Here is a 14810-nt window from a genome sequence, read left to right as displayed (position 1 = left end):
AGAGGCAAATGGCTGCGTTCGCTTTAAAAGACTTGATTGAATTCGCGCCCATATTGGCGCAGGGCGCAGTTGTGACCGTCGAGGTCTTTGCCTGCGGGCTGATCGTGGCCACGTTGCTCGGGTTGGTCTGGGCACTAATGCGGGTTTCAGGCGTGCCGGCTCTGGCCGTATTCTCGAAGGGATTGATCAACACCATTCGAGGCATCCCGATCCTGGTGCAGCTGTTTTTTATCTACTTCGTGCTTCCCGACGTCGGCATCCAGTTGAGCGCATTTCAGGCTGGTTTCATCGGACTGGGGTTCGCCTATTCCTGCTATATGGCTGAGGTCTTTCGCGGCGGGATCGAAGCGGTCGATCCTGGACAAGTCGAGGCCGCGAAATCGCTCGGTATGGGGCGGGCCATGACCATGTGGCGCGTGGTACTGCCGCAGGCATTCAAGGTTGCGCTGCCACCCTACGGCAACACTTGCATCATGCTCATCAAGGACACCTCGCAAGCCTCAATCATCACCGTGACTGAGTTGACCTTTCAAAGCAAGGTCATCGCAGCGTCGACGTTCAAGAATGCCGAAGTTTTCACCTTGGTCGCATTGTTCTACTTGCTACTGTGCATACCGCTGATCATGATTGTCGGTCGGCTTGAGAAGAGGTTTGGACGCTGATGATATCGATACGCAACATACGCAAGTCTTTCGGAAGCAATCTCGTGCTCGACGATATATCGCTGGATGTCAGCCAAGGCGAGGTTGTCTGTGTCATCGGGGCTTCGGGATCGGGAAAGTCAACGCTGTTGCGTTGTGTTAACGGTCTGGAAACCTACGATGCAGGCGACATCACGGTCGACGGCCAGCGCGTCGATCACGTCGGCCGCCAGATGGTCGCGATTCGCGAGAAGGTTGCGATGGTCTTTCAGCGGTTCAACCTGTTTCCACACCGAACCGCTTTGGAAAACGTGATGGAAGGCCCGATCTACGTCAAACGCGAGTCGCGGGACTCTGCTATGCGTAACGCACGCGCATTACTCGCTCAAGTGGGACTGGCCGGCAAAGAAGACGCTTATCCGGCCAACCTTTCAGGCGGTCAGCAACAGCGGGTCGCCATCGCCCGCGCATTGGCGATGCAGCCGCGGGCCATCCTCTTTGACGAGCCGACCTCGGCACTCGACCCGGAGCTTGTTGGTGAAGTGTTGTCGGTCATGCGGGCGCTGGCCAATCAGGGTATGACCATGATGGTGGTGACCCATGAAATGGGCTTTGCACGCGAGGTTGCGGACCGCGTCATCTTCATCGATCGGGGCCACATTGTGGAGCAGGGACCGGCACGCGCTGTCCTGGCTGCGCCCCAGCACGAGCGAACACAGGATTTTCTGCGGCGCGTGACCCACCCGATGTAGAAAAAAACCAGCAATGAGCCTACACCAGCACCAGACCCGGAAGTGACCAACGAAGCCCTCGAAGTGATGTCCTGGCGCGCTTCGCGCAGGCGCCACCCCGATGGGAAGATCTGCTCATCACACCGGGGGGTGCATTCTGGTGCGCCAGTCTGGTGTAGGTATAAACACCGATAGAGTGTCATTTTTTTCCAAATAGAATAAATTGTTACCATGTTTTCTATTTTAGAAAATATTAATAGCTGATTTTTTCCAATTGGACTCTTGTGCGAGAATTTATTGACCCCACCGATCGGCGCCTGGCCAAGCTGCTTTCTAGCGACGCGCAGGACAGCGTGAACCAACTGGCGGACAAATTGCAGCTGAGTCCGCCAACGGTCCGGACACGCTTGAGGTCTTTGATCGAGAAAAATGTTCTGAAGATCGTGGGCTTGCTAAACCTGTCGGAGCGGCCCGAGTTGATCGCCGCCGTTGTGGGCATCAACGCCAATGCGCAGGGGCACATGGACGAGCTCATGAAGAAGATCGCAGAACTGCCATTTGTAACTTCCGTGAGTCTCGTTACCGGTCGTTTCGACTTGATTGTGGAGGTACTGGTGGCCGGAGATGTCCAGGATCTTTACCGGGTCACGAGCGAACTTCTTCCCAAGGTTGCTGGCCCCGGGGTTGTTAGCCGCAGTGAAACGTTCGTGGTGATGAAGTCGCATAACAAATGGGTCAACCTCCCGCGTGGATGCTGGGAGCAAGGTGTCGATGAGGAGCAGTTGACCACCTTATCGAGACCCAAAAAGCGATGAACGGTTTTATGAGTTCTCTCCTGGAGGATGGTCCTCTGTGGAGATTATTAAAGGAGTTAGCAAATGAAGATGTCGAATTTTTTCCCCGCGATACTGCTGGCGTGCGCGGGCTTCGCGGGCGTTGCGGCTACCGCCCATGCCTCTACCCTGGATGACATTCAAAAACGCGGCGAACTGAGAATTGCAGTTCAAACACAGGGGCCTCCGTTTTCAATGATCGACAAAAACGGGGAGCGCACCGGCAGTTCCGTGGAACTTGCCAAATTGATGGCCAAGGAGATGGGCGTCAAGGCGGTCTTTCTTGACCTCGACTGGGATGGGCTGTTGCCGGCGCTCATCTCTGGCAAAGCCGATTTGCTGGCGGCCGACATGACGCCGACCCTGGCGCGTGCGACCAAGGTCGCTTTCACCAAGCCTTTTATTTACATCGGCCCTGTCGTGGCGGCAAAGGCAGGGAGTAAATTCACTTCCACGGCCGCCTGCAAGGCGCCCGGTACAAAAATCGCGGTTCTATTTGGCAGCACCGGCGAGAAGCTGGCAAAAACCGTTTTTGAAAAGGGTGAAATCAAGAGCTACAAAGGTGGCGGTACTTTGCTGCTCGACGCTGTGAAGAATGGACAAGCCGACTGCTTGCTCAATGACAGCTCCGCTGTGGCGGGCCAATCGGCCGGCTATCCCAAGGGAACCTTCAAAATCATGCCGGAACTGCTGGCCAAGGAAGCGTTGGCCTATGCAACCCGTTACGACTCCCTTGACCTTCTGACCTGGATCAATTTGTTCATTGACCAGACCACGCTGGACGGTCGCCTTCAACAGAATCTTGACTACTGGGTCAACTCGGCGAAATGGAAAGAGGCGCACTAAGCGTCTGCTGTGAGCGTGGAATCGGCGTCGTGATCACCGCGCCGATTCCTATGCCCCAATTCCTTCAATCATTGGCTGTTGCATGTTATTGAATCTGAACTTTCGGGTGATAGGAGAAACTCTTCCCGAGTTCTGGGTGGGTTTCGTGTCCACCTTGTCGATTTCATTGACTGCTTTTGCCGGTGCAATTGCCATTGGCATCATCGCTTGTGCGATGAGCATCCAGCCCTCCCGCTTGGTTCGGGCGCCAGCGGTCGCCTATGTGGATGTGATCCGGGCGACCCCCTTGCTGGCGCAGCTCTATTTTCTGTATTTCGGCTTGCCAAGTTTCGGCGTGCTCATGCCCGAAACCGTGATTGGCATCATCGCGCTTTCGATCAACAGCGGTGCCTATGTCAGCGAAATCATCCGCTCCGGCATCATGTCGATTCCTCGTGGGCAGGTTGAAGCGAGCGCCAGTTCGGGCATGAACTATTGGCAGCAAATGCGCCTCATCATTCTCCCGCAGGCGCTGCGCCCCATGGTGTCGCCGCTGATCGGGCAGGCGATCGTGCTGGTCAAGGATTCATCGTTGCTGTCGCTCATTTCAGTCCTGGAGCTCACGCGTGCCGGGCAGACCTTGGCCAATGACCGGTTCATGCCAGTGGAAGGCTTGGCAACCACTGCGGTGGGCTACCTGATCATCTATTTTGGATTGAAGTTGATGGCAGCCGCATGGATGCGCATCAATCATCCCTCTGCACGCCACTGAAGGGCCATGACATGACGCTGTTCCTAGAGCAACTACAAGGCATTGCCCAGTACTACCCGGTCATTCTGAAGGGCGTTGGCGTGACCCTGGCACTGTCGGTCATTGGCATTGTCGCGGGGACCATTGTCGGTTTCGTGCTGGGCATCGCACGCGCTAGTTCCAACACGCTGCTCTCGTTTGTCGTCGGCGCCTACACCGATATCTTTCGCGGTACACCGGTGCTGGTTCAGGTCTTTGTCGTCTTTTTCATACTGCCTGAAGCGGGCATTGAGCTTGACTCATTCACGGCCGGCGCCCTGGCGCTGTCCAACATCGCGGCCTGCTTTATCTCCGAGATCGTGGCCTCCGGGATCAGGGCGGTGCCCGTCGGCCAGGTAGAGGCGGCCGCATCCGCCGGCCTCACCCGCTTGCAGCAACTCCGGTTGGTCGTGCTGCCGCAAGCCACCCGCATGATTGTCCCTTCGCTGGTTGGGCAATTCGTTCTGCTGGTCAAGGATTCTTCGGTTGTCTCCGCGATCGGGCTTCTCGATCTGACGCGGTCTGGCTGGATCATCGTGCAGAGTGTCCCCAATGGAATGCTCGTTTTTTCTGTGGTGGGCATCGGGTATTTCCTGATCTGTTATCCGCTGCTTCATTTGTCCCGGCGAATGGAAAAGACTTGACCTGTCAGCATCCCTTCAAGACACATCAGACCCACTCACGGCGACAGCGAAGACGACGAGGAATATCCAGCATGATCAAGTTCAACGAGCTCAACAAATGGTACGGCGCGCATCACGTTCTGCAAAACATCAATCTTGAGGTTGCAAAAGGCGAAGTCGTGGTCGTTTGCGGGCCGAGCGGGTCTGGGAAAAGCACACTCATCCGTTGTGTCAATGGCCTAGAGAAATTTCAAAGCGGCACTTTGATCGTCGATGGCCTGAGCGTCGCCGACGAGGCAAATCTGAGGCAGCTTCGGATGGAGCTGGGCTTTGTCTTCCAGCAATTCAATCTATATCCCCACAAGACGGCACTTGAAAACGTAACGCTTGCACCGATACATGTTCGAAAGTTGCCCAGGAAAGAAGCCATCAACCGTGGGCGCGAGATTCTGGGAAAAGTCGGTTTGGGCGACAAATTCGATGCCTACCCCCAGCAGTTGTCGGGGGGGCAACAACAACGGGTCGCCATCGCCCGCAGCCTGTGTATGCAACCCAAGGTCATGCTTTTTGACGAGCCGACCTCTGCGCTTGATCCCGAAATGATCAACGAGGTTTTGGATGTGATGGTGTCCCTGGCGAAAGACGGTATGACGATGATTGTTGTCACGCATGAAATGGGTTTTGCCCGCAAGGTGGCCGATCGCGTGGTGTTTATCGACAAGGGTGTCATTGTTGAAGTTGCCGAACCTGAGGCCTTTTTCACAGCGCCAAAGAATGAGCGAACGCGTGAATTCCTGGGGAAGATTCTTCAGCATTAGGTACCACAGCCGTTTCAGAAAATTACAAGAACTTCAGAAAGATATTTGATGAGTCACACGGGTAACACTGGGACAGAGAGCGAACGTTCAATTGCCATCATCGGGGCCGGCGTCGTCGGTGCGGCGTCAGCCTTGGCTCTAGCGGCCGAGGGCTACTTGGTCACGGTTTTTGATCATGGCGAAATTGGCGCTGGCACGAGCTCCGGCAACGCCGGCGGCATCGTCACGGGCGCTGTGACGCCAACCGCCACACCGGGCGTTCTTCGATCTATTCCGTCGTATATCCTCGACCCGCACGGTGCGGCTGTGCTGCGTCCATCGTACTTTTTTCAGGTGCTCCCCTGGCTGCTTCGCTTTATTGAAGCGGGTCGCCCGACACGCGTTTCGACTATCGCCAGGGCACTTGATCCGCTCGTCTCCAAGGCCATGCAATCGCACCTTGCATTGGCCGATGTGAGCGGCAGCCGTGATCTCATCCGGCCGGTGGGTTGGCTGAAAGTTTACGGATCAGATGCCGGGTTTTCAGAAACTGCACTTGAGCGCGAATTGATGGCGCAACATGGCGTTAATTTTTCTGTCCTCACTGCCGACGAGGTCGCCGATCTTGAACCCAAGCTCAACAAAAATTCATACACACGTGGCCTGTTCCAACCCGATAGCGGCTTCGTCAACTACCCCATGGGTTTGACACAAGCTTACTTTGAGGGCGCGCGACAACGTCAGGCGCAATACATTCAGGAGCGCGTCCTGGAGGTCCGCCCCAGCGAAGGTGGTGGCATCTCTATCAAGACGGATAAAACCACCCGGCAGTTTGATTCTGTGGTCGTCGCCGCGGGAGCCTGGTCAAAGAAGTTTGCAAAACAAATTGGTGACAACGTCAGCCTCGACACGGAGCGTGGTTACCACATTTCGTTTGGCTCGACGGGTGATGAGCTGCTTCGTCGGCCCGTCGGTTTCCCTGAAAAACATTGTGTTCTGTCGCCGATGCACGACGGTATTTCTCTGGTCAGTGGCGATGAACTGGCGGGGTTGACCGCGCCGCCAGACTACCGACGCATACGCGCGCTGGCGCCCTTCGCCCGCAGCGTGCTACCTGGCCTGGCCGAACAGACGATTCAGCGTGAATGGATGGGCTATCGCCCCTCAACGCCGGATTCCTTGCCTGTGATTGGGCGTTCGCCACGCTGCAGGAACGTGTTCTACGCTTTTGGTCACGGACACCTGGGACTCACCTTGGCAGCGATCACGGCCCAATTGATTGCCGGTATGGCCAGCGGCCGTCCAGATCCCTTTGACCTGTCACCCTATCGAATCGACAGGTTCTGAGCCACCGCACGATGGACACCGAACGCGCCTGCTGGAGTGAATCATGATCAACGAAACCGAATCCGCAAAGATCGGCATCTTGTGCTGGGAAACAGGGCAGGTGCCCAGGGGTCTGCAGCAACTTGAATCCTTGCGTGGCAACAGCACCAATCCCGCGTCGTATGGTTACCCGGTCAGGTTCCATCCCGTGCGTGGTGCCAATGTCCACACGATACTTGAAAGCCCGGATCAAACCGTGCTCGGTACGATGATCGCCGACGCCAGGACGATGGTATCGGAGGGTATCCGGGCCATCACCACGAGTTGTGGATTCAATGCCATCTTCCAGCGGGAACTGGTCGAATCCGTTGGCGTGCCGGTGTTTACGTCGAGTCTCCTGCAAGTGCCCTTGGCAAGGCGGATTTGCGGCCTGCAGAACGAAATTTGTATCATCACTGCCAACGCGGGGGCGCTGCGCCCGGAGCACCTGAGCTCGGTCGGCATTGCAAGCACGGATGGCTTGCATATCCTGGGTCTCGAACAATGTGCGGAGTGGAACAGGATGTTCGCCGAACCAGATGCCGAGATCGATCTCGACGTCATTGAACAAGAAGTTCTGGGCACGGCGCGCCGAGCGCTCGATGAGCATCCCGGCATTCGGGCCTTTGCTCTTGAATGCACGGATCTGCCACCCTATTCGGCAGCGATTCGACGCCAGTCCGGCCTACCGGTATTCGATTTCATCACCATGGTCAATTACCTGCATTCAACCCTCTGACTCTGCCGACCTCATATTGGGCGCATCGGGTTGGCATGTGCTTGACGCTCATGCCTGACAAAGCCCATGCGCAGGCCGGCGGCGCGATGCGGCTGATTCAGGTTCTGCGAGAATTCCCGGTTGCCGCGCTCATTGGCGCTTATGCGGAGGAACATGACAAACCTCATCGGAGATGGGCTGGCGAACATTGAGGCATGCGCGCAAGCCTCGTTGGCGCTGCTGCAGCGCAACCTCACACCGCACGGCATTCTCGCGGCCAGCCGGACCGAGGCCGCAATAGCACGAAGATACACGCGTATTTTCGCGCGAGATGCGGCCATTTGCGTACTGGCCATGTGCGGCAGCGGAGACGAGTCGCTGGAGCAGGGCGCGGTGGACAGCCTGGACGTTTTGGCCAGTCAGCAAGCGGGAAACGGGCAGATTCCAAAGTATGTGGACCCCGAGGGCCAGGACGCGGATTTTTGGTACCTGGGGTGTATAGATGCCACGTTATGGTGGCTGATTGCGGTAGACCATGTCCGTCGTCAGGGCGTCATCGATCCGGAGCGCTGGCAGGTCGAAGTCCAACGGGCGACCGCCTGGCTGCTGGCCCAGGAGCACCAGCACTTCAGGCTGTTGCAACAAAATGAGGCCAGCGACTGGGCCGACATCATGCCGCGCTCCGGGTACGTGCTGTATTCCAATGCCCTGTGGTACGAAGTCAAAAGGCGCTACGGCCTGACCAGCATCCAGACGACGCATCACCACTTCAACCATCTATTCAATCCCTTTCAGCGCGATTTGCCCGAGTACCACCGAGCTCGCCTGTTGCAGCACTATGCCCGCCGCGGTCAGCGTGATCCGGGGCTGTACCTGAGTTTCGTCAACCTCTCTTTTGCTGGCAATGAGGGCGATGTCTTCGGAAATCTGCTGGCCATCCTGTGCGGCTTGGCCAGCGAATCAACTGGCCATCGCATTGTCAAGACCATCATCGCAGCGAAAGCAAGTGAACCCTACCCGATTCGGGTGGTGCTTCATCCGCTGTCGCGCCAGCACGAGCTTTGGCGTCCGTACATGGCACGTCACCAGCAGAACCTGATGCACCAGTACCACAACGGAGGCATATGGCCGTTCGTGGGCGGCTTTTGGGTCATGGCGCTGGTTCGCCTTGGCCTGCGTGAGCTGGCCTGGCAAGAGCTCACACGGCTCGCCAGCGTGAACGAGCTCGACGGCTGGCGGTTTACCGAATGGTTTCACGGCCATTCGCTCCAGCCCATGGGAATGGCAGGGCAGAGTTGGAATGCGGCTGCCTTTTTACTCGCGCGCCGCGCGGTTCTTGGGGTCTCTTCGTTTCCAGCGCAATAACGGGAGGTACACAAAGCCAGCACTGGCTGTTTGATGCGATCGTGCAGGCGCTCGGAGCGCGCACCGTCCTTCACCAGAGACTTGGGAAAAGTTCGCAGCGCTACTTCGCCGCCAGCCCCAGTTTGAGCGGCACCGGCTTGCCAATATCGGATTCGATCTTCTCGGGCGCCGCCGCAGCGGCGCGTGCGGGGTCGACGCCGGCTTCCTTGAGCGCGGCCAGAATCGCCTCGGCTCGCCGCGCGCCCAGCTTGGCCAAGGCGTCGGCGGCCAGCGGCTGGCTCTGGTTCAGGCGCTCCTGCAACTGCTTGTAGAAGGCACTGGCATCGGCCACCTGCGGTTCGCCCTGGATTATCTTGCCGACGCGCTGCCAGAGCGGCAGTTTCGCCTGGGCCGCTGCGGTCTTGGTGTCCGGCATGCTCGCCGCAGCAGCGGGAGCGGCGGCGCCGCCTTCCGCTGCCTTTTTCTGCTTGTCGAGTTCCGCCTCGCCGAAGCGCTCGGCATACAGGTCGCGCATCGCGCCGCGCACCGCGCGATCACCCAGGTTCATCAGACCGGGCTCTTCGCCTGCCTGGAGCTTGATGCCGGCACGGCGGGCGACCTCGACCCGCACTGCGCCCGCCCGCAAGGCGGCGCCATCGGCTGCTTCGCTGTACTGTGCGGGCACCGAGAGTTTCAGTTGCGCGCGCTTGCCCAGAATCTGCGCCACCTGCTTGAGCTTTTCGCGCTCCGGGGGCAGCAGCCTGTCGCTGCCGGCATCGAAGTCGATCGACTCCAGCTTCTCGCCGCTGACGCCCAGCAGGCTGCCCAATGCGCGGAACGGCGCGGTGACGATCCTGGTCAGCAGGTTCCCGATGGCCTTCCAGATGATGGCGCCGTAGCTGAACTGCGGGTCACTGAGGTTGCCCGAGATTGGCAGGCCGAGGTCGATGCGGCCATTGCTGTCCTTGAGGATGGCGATTGCCAGTTGCAGCGGCAGCTTGAGCGCATCGGGGCTGTCGACCCGCTCGCCCAGGGTCAGCTTGTCAATGACGATCTGGTTGGCGCCTTCCAGCTGGCTGTCGCGTATTTTGTATTGCAGGTCCAGCGAAATCTTGCCTTCGGCGACCTTGTAGCCGGCGAACTTCATGCTGTAGGGCGAGGCCGGCACCATGTCGACATTCTTGAACACGACGTTGATGTCGGTGTTGTTGCGCGGCGCGAAGGGGTTGAGCTCGCCGCGGATGCGCGCCAGGCCGAATTCGTCGACCCGGCCGTCAAGCTCGATCTGGCTGCGCGCCTCGCGGTTCGATGAGAGTCCGTTGATTACGCCGTTGAGCTCGTATATCTTGGCGCTGAACTGCGGCCGCAAACTGAGATCGGTGAAGTCCAGCTTGGCGTTTTGGAAGCGCACGCGCCGGATGCGAACCGGGAACGGTTCGTCGCCAGCCTTGGCCTTAGCCTGAGTCGGCGCCTCGACTTTCGCGCCGGCATTGGGCTGCACCAGCAGGCGGGCCGCATTGAAACTGCGGTCGTCTTCGATGATCAGCGTGGCGTTGGGTTCGACTACACGCAGTTCGGGGATGTCGAGCCGGTTGGGGCTGAAGCTGGCCGTGAACTTGTCGGCAGCTACGTTCTTCCACGCGGCGAACAGGCCACCGTCTTGTTCATTGAGCTTCAGCCCGGCGACGTTGAGCGCGCCCACGTAGCGCAGGCCCGCGCTCTTGGCCGTGCCCGCGCCGGTGGTGAGTTGTCCTTGCGCGGACACCTGGCCAGCGGCGATTTTCAGCTTCAGGTATTGGGCCAGCAGGGGCTGCAAGGGCGCCAGCGCGAGCTGCTTGAGACGCACATCGGCCTGCACTTCCCTGCTGGCCGGGACCACGCTGCCTTGTGCCGTGAACTGCCCCCCTTCGCGCAGCTTCAGGTCGGTGTTGAACTTGACCGACTGCTTGAGATCGCTGCTGGCGCCTTCGAGTTTCAGCGCAAGGTCGGTGACCTGAACCTTGACGCCGGCGCCCTGATCCGCCACATCGGCGCCGAACTTGCTCAATTCGACGGTCTTGGCCACGGCGACCCATGGCTTGCCGGCTGCCGCCGCAGCCTGCGGTCCGGTCGCGCTGGATCGGGGCAACAGCGCCATGAGATTGAGTTTTCCGTCCCGCGCACGCACGAGCTGCAGTTGCCCGCCCTCGGCATAGAGGCGCCCGACGCTGGCCTGCCGGGCAGCGAGGTCAAGTGTGCCGTCCGTGAAACCGAGCTGCGCCAGCTTGAACGGGGCTTGCGCGCCGCTGGACAGCACCAGGTCAGTGAGCGAAAGGGCAGCCTGCGAGAGCTTGAGCTGGAAGTTGGCGCCGGCCTGCTCGGCGGCCACCTGCAACTGCAGCCGAACTTTGCCCGCGTTCAACTTGAGCGGCGGTCTGGCCGTTTCGTCCACCGCGCTGACCGCCACCTGATCGAACAGCACTTGCTTGACCGCCAGCTTCCAGTTGTTGACAGCCACCGCGGCAGCCGGCCCCGAGGCCGCCGGACCCGCGCTGGCGATCATGAGATTCGCCAGGTCGAGTTCACCCCTGGCGTCGCGTTTGACACTGAGCTTGCCGCCGTCGGCGCGTACCTCGCCCACCGTCACCTGGCGACGTGCCAGATCGGCGTTGATGCCGTTGATGTCCAGGCGCGTCAGCGCGGCGAAGGAATCGGTAACGCCCTCGCGCGCCAGCGCCAGATCGCGCAGCGACACCTTGGCGCCTTCCAGGCTGGCTTCAAACTTGCCGTCCGCGTAGGACAGGCTGTACGGCAAGGTGGCGGAAAGCTGCCCGGCTGCCACCCTCGCACGGGTGTACGACTTGAGATAGACCGCCAGCTCCGGCAGTGAGGCGTTTTCGAGGGTCACTTCGCCGCTGGCGCGGATCGGGTTCACCGACGCAGTGCCCTTCCAGCGCATCTTGCCGCCGCGCGCGGACTGGGCGGTGAAAGTATGAGCGTCGTTCTGCTCCGGCAAGGTGCTGAAATTGCTCAGCGAAAAATCGATCGGCGAAAAGGTGTTGTCATAACCGGCCCGCCGGTCGTGCATGTCCACCGTGCCCTGTTCCAGCGTGAGTTGCTCGACGACCACGCGTGGCAGGCTGGTGTCGGTGGAAGCTTCGTGCGGTCGGCGCTCAAGCGTGGCCAGCAGCTCGGCGAGATTGAATTTACCGTCCGGCGCGATCGCCAGGTTCGCGCTCGGTGCGGTGATGCGGATATCGGAAAAACTCCAGGCACGCCGGATCAGGGATTTCCATTGCAGTGCCACGGCGAGTTTGCCGACCGCGAACAGCGGCGTGCCATCGGCCTCGGCCAGGCGTAAATCCTGCGCCTCCAGGCGCAAAGTGAAGGGATTGAAACGGACCTCGCCGATCGTCGCCTGGCGCGCCAGTTCGGTCTGCCCGAACTGGGGGACCTGATGCTTGATCAGCAGCGGAACCAGCCAAAACCCGGCCACCGTATAGGCGGCAAGCAGGCCCGCCGCGCCCGCAACCCACCGCTTCCACCGAATGTTTGCCCACTGAAAGCTCTGTCTGGCCATTGTTACCCCTTGGTCGCCTCTTGTTCTGGAGGGCGGAAATCAGCGCCGCTGCTGTGAGTATGCCCCTTTGGCGGCTGAACTGGAAGAAGACGGAAGGACCAGAGCGCGAGTCAATCGCATGAGCGACAGGAAGACCCATCGACCCATCGCGGGTGCCCTGTGCCCATGCAGCGTGAAGCGAGAATGGATTCTTTGGCCGTGCTCAACATGAGCCGCCTCATCGCCGAGCCATCGCCTCTGCCTGGATGGCTGTGAGCGCGATCGTAAACACGATGTCATCGACCAACGCGCCGCGAGATAAATCATTCACCGGCTTGCGCAAGCCCTGCAGCATGGGACCGACCGACACGACCTTCGCCGAACGCTGAACCGCTTTGTAGGTGGTATTGCCCGTATTCAGATCGGGGAATATAAAAACCGTCGCCTGCCCCGCAACCGCGCTGCCCGGCGCCTTCTGCTCGCCGACTTCACGCACGGCGGCCGCGTCGTATTGCATCGGGCCATCGAGCACCAGCTCCGGCCAGCGGGCATGCGCCAGCGCGGTGGCCGTGCGGACCTTCTCGACATCGTCACCCGATCCGGATTCCCCGGTGCTGTAGCTGATCATCGCGACCTTGGGTTCGATGCCGAAGGCCAGTGCGCTGTCGGCGCTCTGCTTGGCGATGTCGGCAAGCTCCTGGGCGGTCGGATTGGGGTTGATCGCGCAGTCGGCGTAAACCAGAACCTGCTCGGGCATCAACATGAAGAAGCAGGACGATACGATCGACGAACCCGGCGCCGTCTTGATCAACTGCAACGCAGGGCGCACCGTGCTGGCCGTCGTGTGCACCGCGCCGCTGACCAGGCCATCAACTTCGCCGACTGCCAGCATCATGGTGCCGAGTACGACGGTGTCTTCCAATGCGACCAGGGCCTGCCCGGGCGTCAGTCCTTTGCTCTTGCGCAGTTCCACCATGGGCGCCACATAGCGTTCGGCAATCTCACTGGGTTCCAGTATCTCAAGCCCTTTTGGCAGCTCGATCCCCAGCGCGTCAGCCACCGAATGGATCACTTTGCGCTTGCCCAGCAAAACGCAGCGCGCGATGCCTTTCTCGGTGCAAATGACAGCTGCACGGATCGTGCGGGGTTCGTCGCCTTCTGGCAGCACGATGCGCTTGTTGGCGGCCCGAGCCTTCTGAATCAACTGGTGGCGAAAGGCCGGCGGCGACACGCGCGTCGGTGCGGCACGCTCCAGCCCGGCAAAAATCATATTGCCATCAAGCTGTTCGGCCACGCTTTCGATCACGTTATCCATCCGGGCCAGATCGTCCTGCGGTACCGCCAGGGGCAAGCGGCTGATGCGGGCGGCGGTTTCATAGCTGTCGCCGTCGGTGCGCAACACCGGCAGGCCGCTGTGAAAGGCGAGTGAGGCAAAGCGTTCGATCCGCGGGCTGATGGCGCTGTGGTGGGTCAGCATCAGGCCGGCCAGCTCAACGCCGTTGCTGGCCGCCAGCGCAGTGGCCAGTATCACATCGTCGCGGTCGCCGGCAGTGACCACCAGTGTGCCGGGTTTGAGGCGCGGAATGACTTCGGCCACGGAGCGCCCGCACAGGACTGTTTCAAGCATGCGCCGGGTCGCGATGTCGCCCTCAATCATGACTTCAGCGCCCAGATGGCGGGCCACGTCGATCATGCGCGGCGCCGACAGCGCTGGGTCTTCTTTGACGACGCCCCAGATCGGCACGCCGTCCAATTGCCGGGCGGCGGCGGCTTCATCGAAGTCCGCAGGTGCACGGTTGAAGATGACTCCCACCACATGGCGACCGACATTGCGGATCTGGGCAATCAGGTAGTTGGTCTCGGCGATGCCCTGCGCGTCCGCGGCGCTGGCCACCAGGACCACGTCCGCCTGCAGGCTTCGGGCGATCTGACCCGACAGGCGCGGAATGAATATCCTGCTCGGATCCGCATGAATACCTTCGACCAGCAGCACATCGGCCTCCTTGGTGCAGGACATGGCAAGGCTGACGATCTCTTCAAGCAGTTCATCCGTCTGGCCGCTGCTGACGCGCTGTGTCACCAGACTCATGGGCAAGGGGTCGGGGGTGTTCTGGAGATGACAGATGCTGCGTGCGAACAGGACCGAAGGTTCGGTGTCGGCCGTGCGCTTGGTGATCGGCTTGACAAACGCCACTTTCAGTCCGCGCTGCTGCAGCGCCCGCAAGAGACCGAGTGAGACCGAGGTCAGGCCGACGTTAGGTTGTGTTGGCGCCAGGAAATACGTACGCATAGGGGGAGAACTCCGCTTTTGATCACCAACCCCTCCCGGTCAAATGGAGAAGGATTTGTGTGCTGCATCATAATTGCTTAAGGGATTTACCTTATTGACATAAGTGTTGTCACGCAACGCGGTGTCGAGCTCCATCCGTCCTTCGGCATTTTCAGTGCGCACCATCACCGCCCCGGTACTACGCACCAAAGTCAGCATGGCCACCAGTTCATTACGTCCGACAACACTGACCCAGCAAACCACCCTGAAACTACTGCATAAAATTGTTTGCAAAATTGTGGGTCGTATTTGAGTCGCCGTGATGGATGGCTTCGC

Annotated in this window: 14 protein-coding genes; 10 read left to right on the top strand and 4 right to left on the bottom strand. The window is 59.8% G+C overall.

Translation table 11 applies throughout. The annotated features are described in order from the left end of the window. Positions 1-8 precede the first annotated feature (8 nt). The 9 genes from WA157_RS19855 (at position 9) to WA157_RS19815 (ending at position 7344) form a co-directional block, all read left to right on the top strand. Positions 9-662, top strand: coding sequence for an amino acid ABC transporter permease (locus WA157_RS19855; protein ID WP_422622632.1), 654 nt, complete (start codon positions 9-11; stop codon positions 660-662). After that, positions 662-1393 carry an amino acid ABC transporter ATP-binding protein gene (locus tag WA157_RS19850; protein ID WP_422622631.1) on the top strand — a complete coding sequence of 244 codons (732 nt, stop codon included), beginning with the start codon at positions 662-664 and terminating at the stop codon, positions 1391-1393. The genes WA157_RS19855 and WA157_RS19850 overlap by 1 nt, the downstream gene beginning before the upstream one ends. A gap of 263 nt (positions 1394-1656) precedes the next feature. Next, positions 1657-2187: an Lrp/AsnC family transcriptional regulator gene (locus WA157_RS19845; RefSeq protein ID WP_422622630.1), complete on the top strand. Its 531-nt coding sequence runs from the start codon at positions 1657-1659 to the stop codon at positions 2185-2187. A gap of 63 nt (positions 2188-2250) precedes the next feature. Beyond that, positions 2251-3051 (top strand): ABC transporter substrate-binding protein, encoded by an 801-nt coding sequence (locus WA157_RS19840; protein ID WP_422622629.1) that lies wholly within the window; start codon positions 2251-2253, stop codon positions 3049-3051. Positions 3052-3133: 82 nt separating this feature from the next. Further along, on the top strand, positions 3134-3802 hold the full coding sequence (locus WA157_RS19835; protein WP_422622628.1) for an amino acid ABC transporter permease: 669 nt from the start codon (positions 3134-3136) through the stop codon (positions 3800-3802). After that, positions 3766-4464: an amino acid ABC transporter permease gene (locus WA157_RS19830; RefSeq protein WP_422622627.1), complete on the top strand. Its 699-nt coding sequence runs from the start codon at positions 3766-3768 to the stop codon at positions 4462-4464. Before WA157_RS19835 ends, WA157_RS19830 begins: the two co-directional genes overlap by 37 nt. 71 nt (positions 4465-4535) lie before the next feature. Further along, positions 4536-5261 (top strand): amino acid ABC transporter ATP-binding protein, encoded by a 726-nt coding sequence (locus WA157_RS19825; RefSeq protein ID WP_422622626.1) that lies wholly within the window; start codon positions 4536-4538, stop codon positions 5259-5261. 48 nt (positions 5262-5309) lie between these two features. Beyond that, positions 5310-6587: an NAD(P)/FAD-dependent oxidoreductase gene (locus tag WA157_RS19820; RefSeq protein WP_422622625.1), complete on the top strand. Its 1278-nt coding sequence runs from the start codon at positions 5310-5312 to the stop codon at positions 6585-6587. A 43-nt stretch (positions 6588-6630) separates the two neighbouring features. Then, positions 6631-7344, top strand: a complete 714-nt coding sequence (locus WA157_RS19815; RefSeq protein WP_422622624.1) for an aspartate/glutamate racemase family protein — start codon at positions 6631-6633, stop codon at positions 7342-7344. A gap of 11 nt (positions 7345-7355) precedes the next feature. Here the strand turns inward: WA157_RS19815 and WA157_RS19810 are convergent, their stop codons facing one another. After that, positions 7356-7499 carry a hypothetical protein gene (locus WA157_RS19810; protein WP_422622623.1) on the bottom strand — a complete coding sequence of 48 codons (144 nt, stop codon included), beginning with the start codon at positions 7497-7499 and terminating at the stop codon, positions 7356-7358. On the opposite strand from WA157_RS19810, the gene WA157_RS19805 reads away from it, so the two are divergent. Continuing rightward, positions 7498-8688, top strand: a complete 1191-nt coding sequence (locus tag WA157_RS19805) for an amylo-alpha-1,6-glucosidase (protein ID WP_422622622.1) — start codon at positions 7498-7500, stop codon at positions 8686-8688. The two genes, WA157_RS19810 and WA157_RS19805, sit on opposite strands and share 2 nt — an antisense overlap. A 100-nt stretch (positions 8689-8788) precedes the next feature. On the opposite strand, the gene WA157_RS19800 is transcribed toward WA157_RS19805, so the two are convergent. The 3 genes from WA157_RS19800 to WA157_RS19790 all read right to left on the bottom strand — a co-directional run bounded on the left by WA157_RS19800 (position 8789) and on the right by WA157_RS19790 (position 14693). Next, positions 8789-12226, bottom strand: coding sequence for a DUF748 domain-containing protein (locus WA157_RS19800; protein WP_422622621.1), 3438 nt, complete (start codon positions 12224-12226; stop codon positions 8789-8791). A gap of 217 nt (positions 12227-12443) precedes the next feature. Next, positions 12444-14495 (bottom strand): phosphate acetyltransferase, encoded by a 2052-nt coding sequence (pta, locus tag WA157_RS19795; RefSeq protein ID WP_422622620.1) that lies wholly within the window; start codon positions 14493-14495, stop codon positions 12444-12446. Between the two features lie 39 nt (positions 14496-14534). Then, complete coding sequence (locus WA157_RS19790; protein WP_422622619.1) at positions 14535-14693, bottom strand: hypothetical protein; 159 nt, start codon at positions 14691-14693, stop codon at positions 14535-14537. Between the last annotated feature and the right edge of the window lie 117 nt (positions 14694-14810).

This window comes from Rhodoferax ferrireducens (assembly GCF_049302455.1).
In the GTDB taxonomy this organism is placed as follows: Bacteria; Pseudomonadota; Gammaproteobacteria; order Burkholderiales; family Burkholderiaceae_C; genus Rhodoferax; species Rhodoferax ferrireducens_B.
This window is presented reverse-complemented; position numbering and strand designations above follow the sequence as displayed.

What these genes read in the sequence shown, in the direction of transcription:
- WA157_RS19855 (WP_422622632.1), top strand. Translation starts at nt 9, where the DNA reads ATGGCTGCGTTCGCTTTAAAAGACTTGATTGAATTCGCGCCCATATTG.
- WA157_RS19850 (WP_422622631.1), top strand. Translation starts at nt 662, where the DNA reads ATGATATCGATACGCAACATACGCAAGTCTTTCGGAAGCAATCTCGTG.
- WA157_RS19840 (WP_422622629.1), top strand. Translation starts at nt 2,251, where the DNA reads ATGAAGATGTCGAATTTTTTCCCCGCGATACTGCTGGCGTGCGCGGGC.
- WA157_RS19835 (WP_422622628.1), top strand. Translation starts at nt 3,134, where the DNA reads ATGTTATTGAATCTGAACTTTCGGGTGATAGGAGAAACTCTTCCCGAG.
- WA157_RS19830 (WP_422622627.1), top strand. Translation starts at nt 3,766, where the DNA reads ATGGATGCGCATCAATCATCCCTCTGCACGCCACTGAAGGGCCATGAC.
- WA157_RS19825 (WP_422622626.1), top strand. Translation starts at nt 4,536, where the DNA reads ATGATCAAGTTCAACGAGCTCAACAAATGGTACGGCGCGCATCACGTT.
- WA157_RS19820 (WP_422622625.1), top strand. Translation starts at nt 5,310, where the DNA reads ATGAGTCACACGGGTAACACTGGGACAGAGAGCGAACGTTCAATTGCC.
- WA157_RS19815 (WP_422622624.1), top strand. Translation starts at nt 6,631, where the DNA reads ATGATCAACGAAACCGAATCCGCAAAGATCGGCATCTTGTGCTGGGAA.
- WA157_RS19805 (WP_422622622.1), top strand. Translation starts at nt 7,498, where the DNA reads ATGACAAACCTCATCGGAGATGGGCTGGCGAACATTGAGGCATGCGCG.
- WA157_RS19810 (WP_422622623.1), bottom strand. Translation starts at nt 7,499, where the DNA reads ATGTTCCTCCGCATAAGCGCCAATGAGCGCGGCAACCGGGAATTCTCG.
- WA157_RS19800 (WP_422622621.1), bottom strand. Translation starts at nt 12,226, where the DNA reads ATGGCCAGACAGAGCTTTCAGTGGGCAAACATTCGGTGGAAGCGGTGG.
- pta (WP_422622620.1), bottom strand. Translation starts at nt 14,495, where the DNA reads ATGCGTACGTATTTCCTGGCGCCAACACAACCTAACGTCGGCCTGACC.
- WA157_RS19790 (WP_422622619.1), bottom strand. Translation starts at nt 14,693, where the DNA reads ATGCTGACTTTGGTGCGTAGTACCGGGGCGGTGATGGTGCGCACTGAA.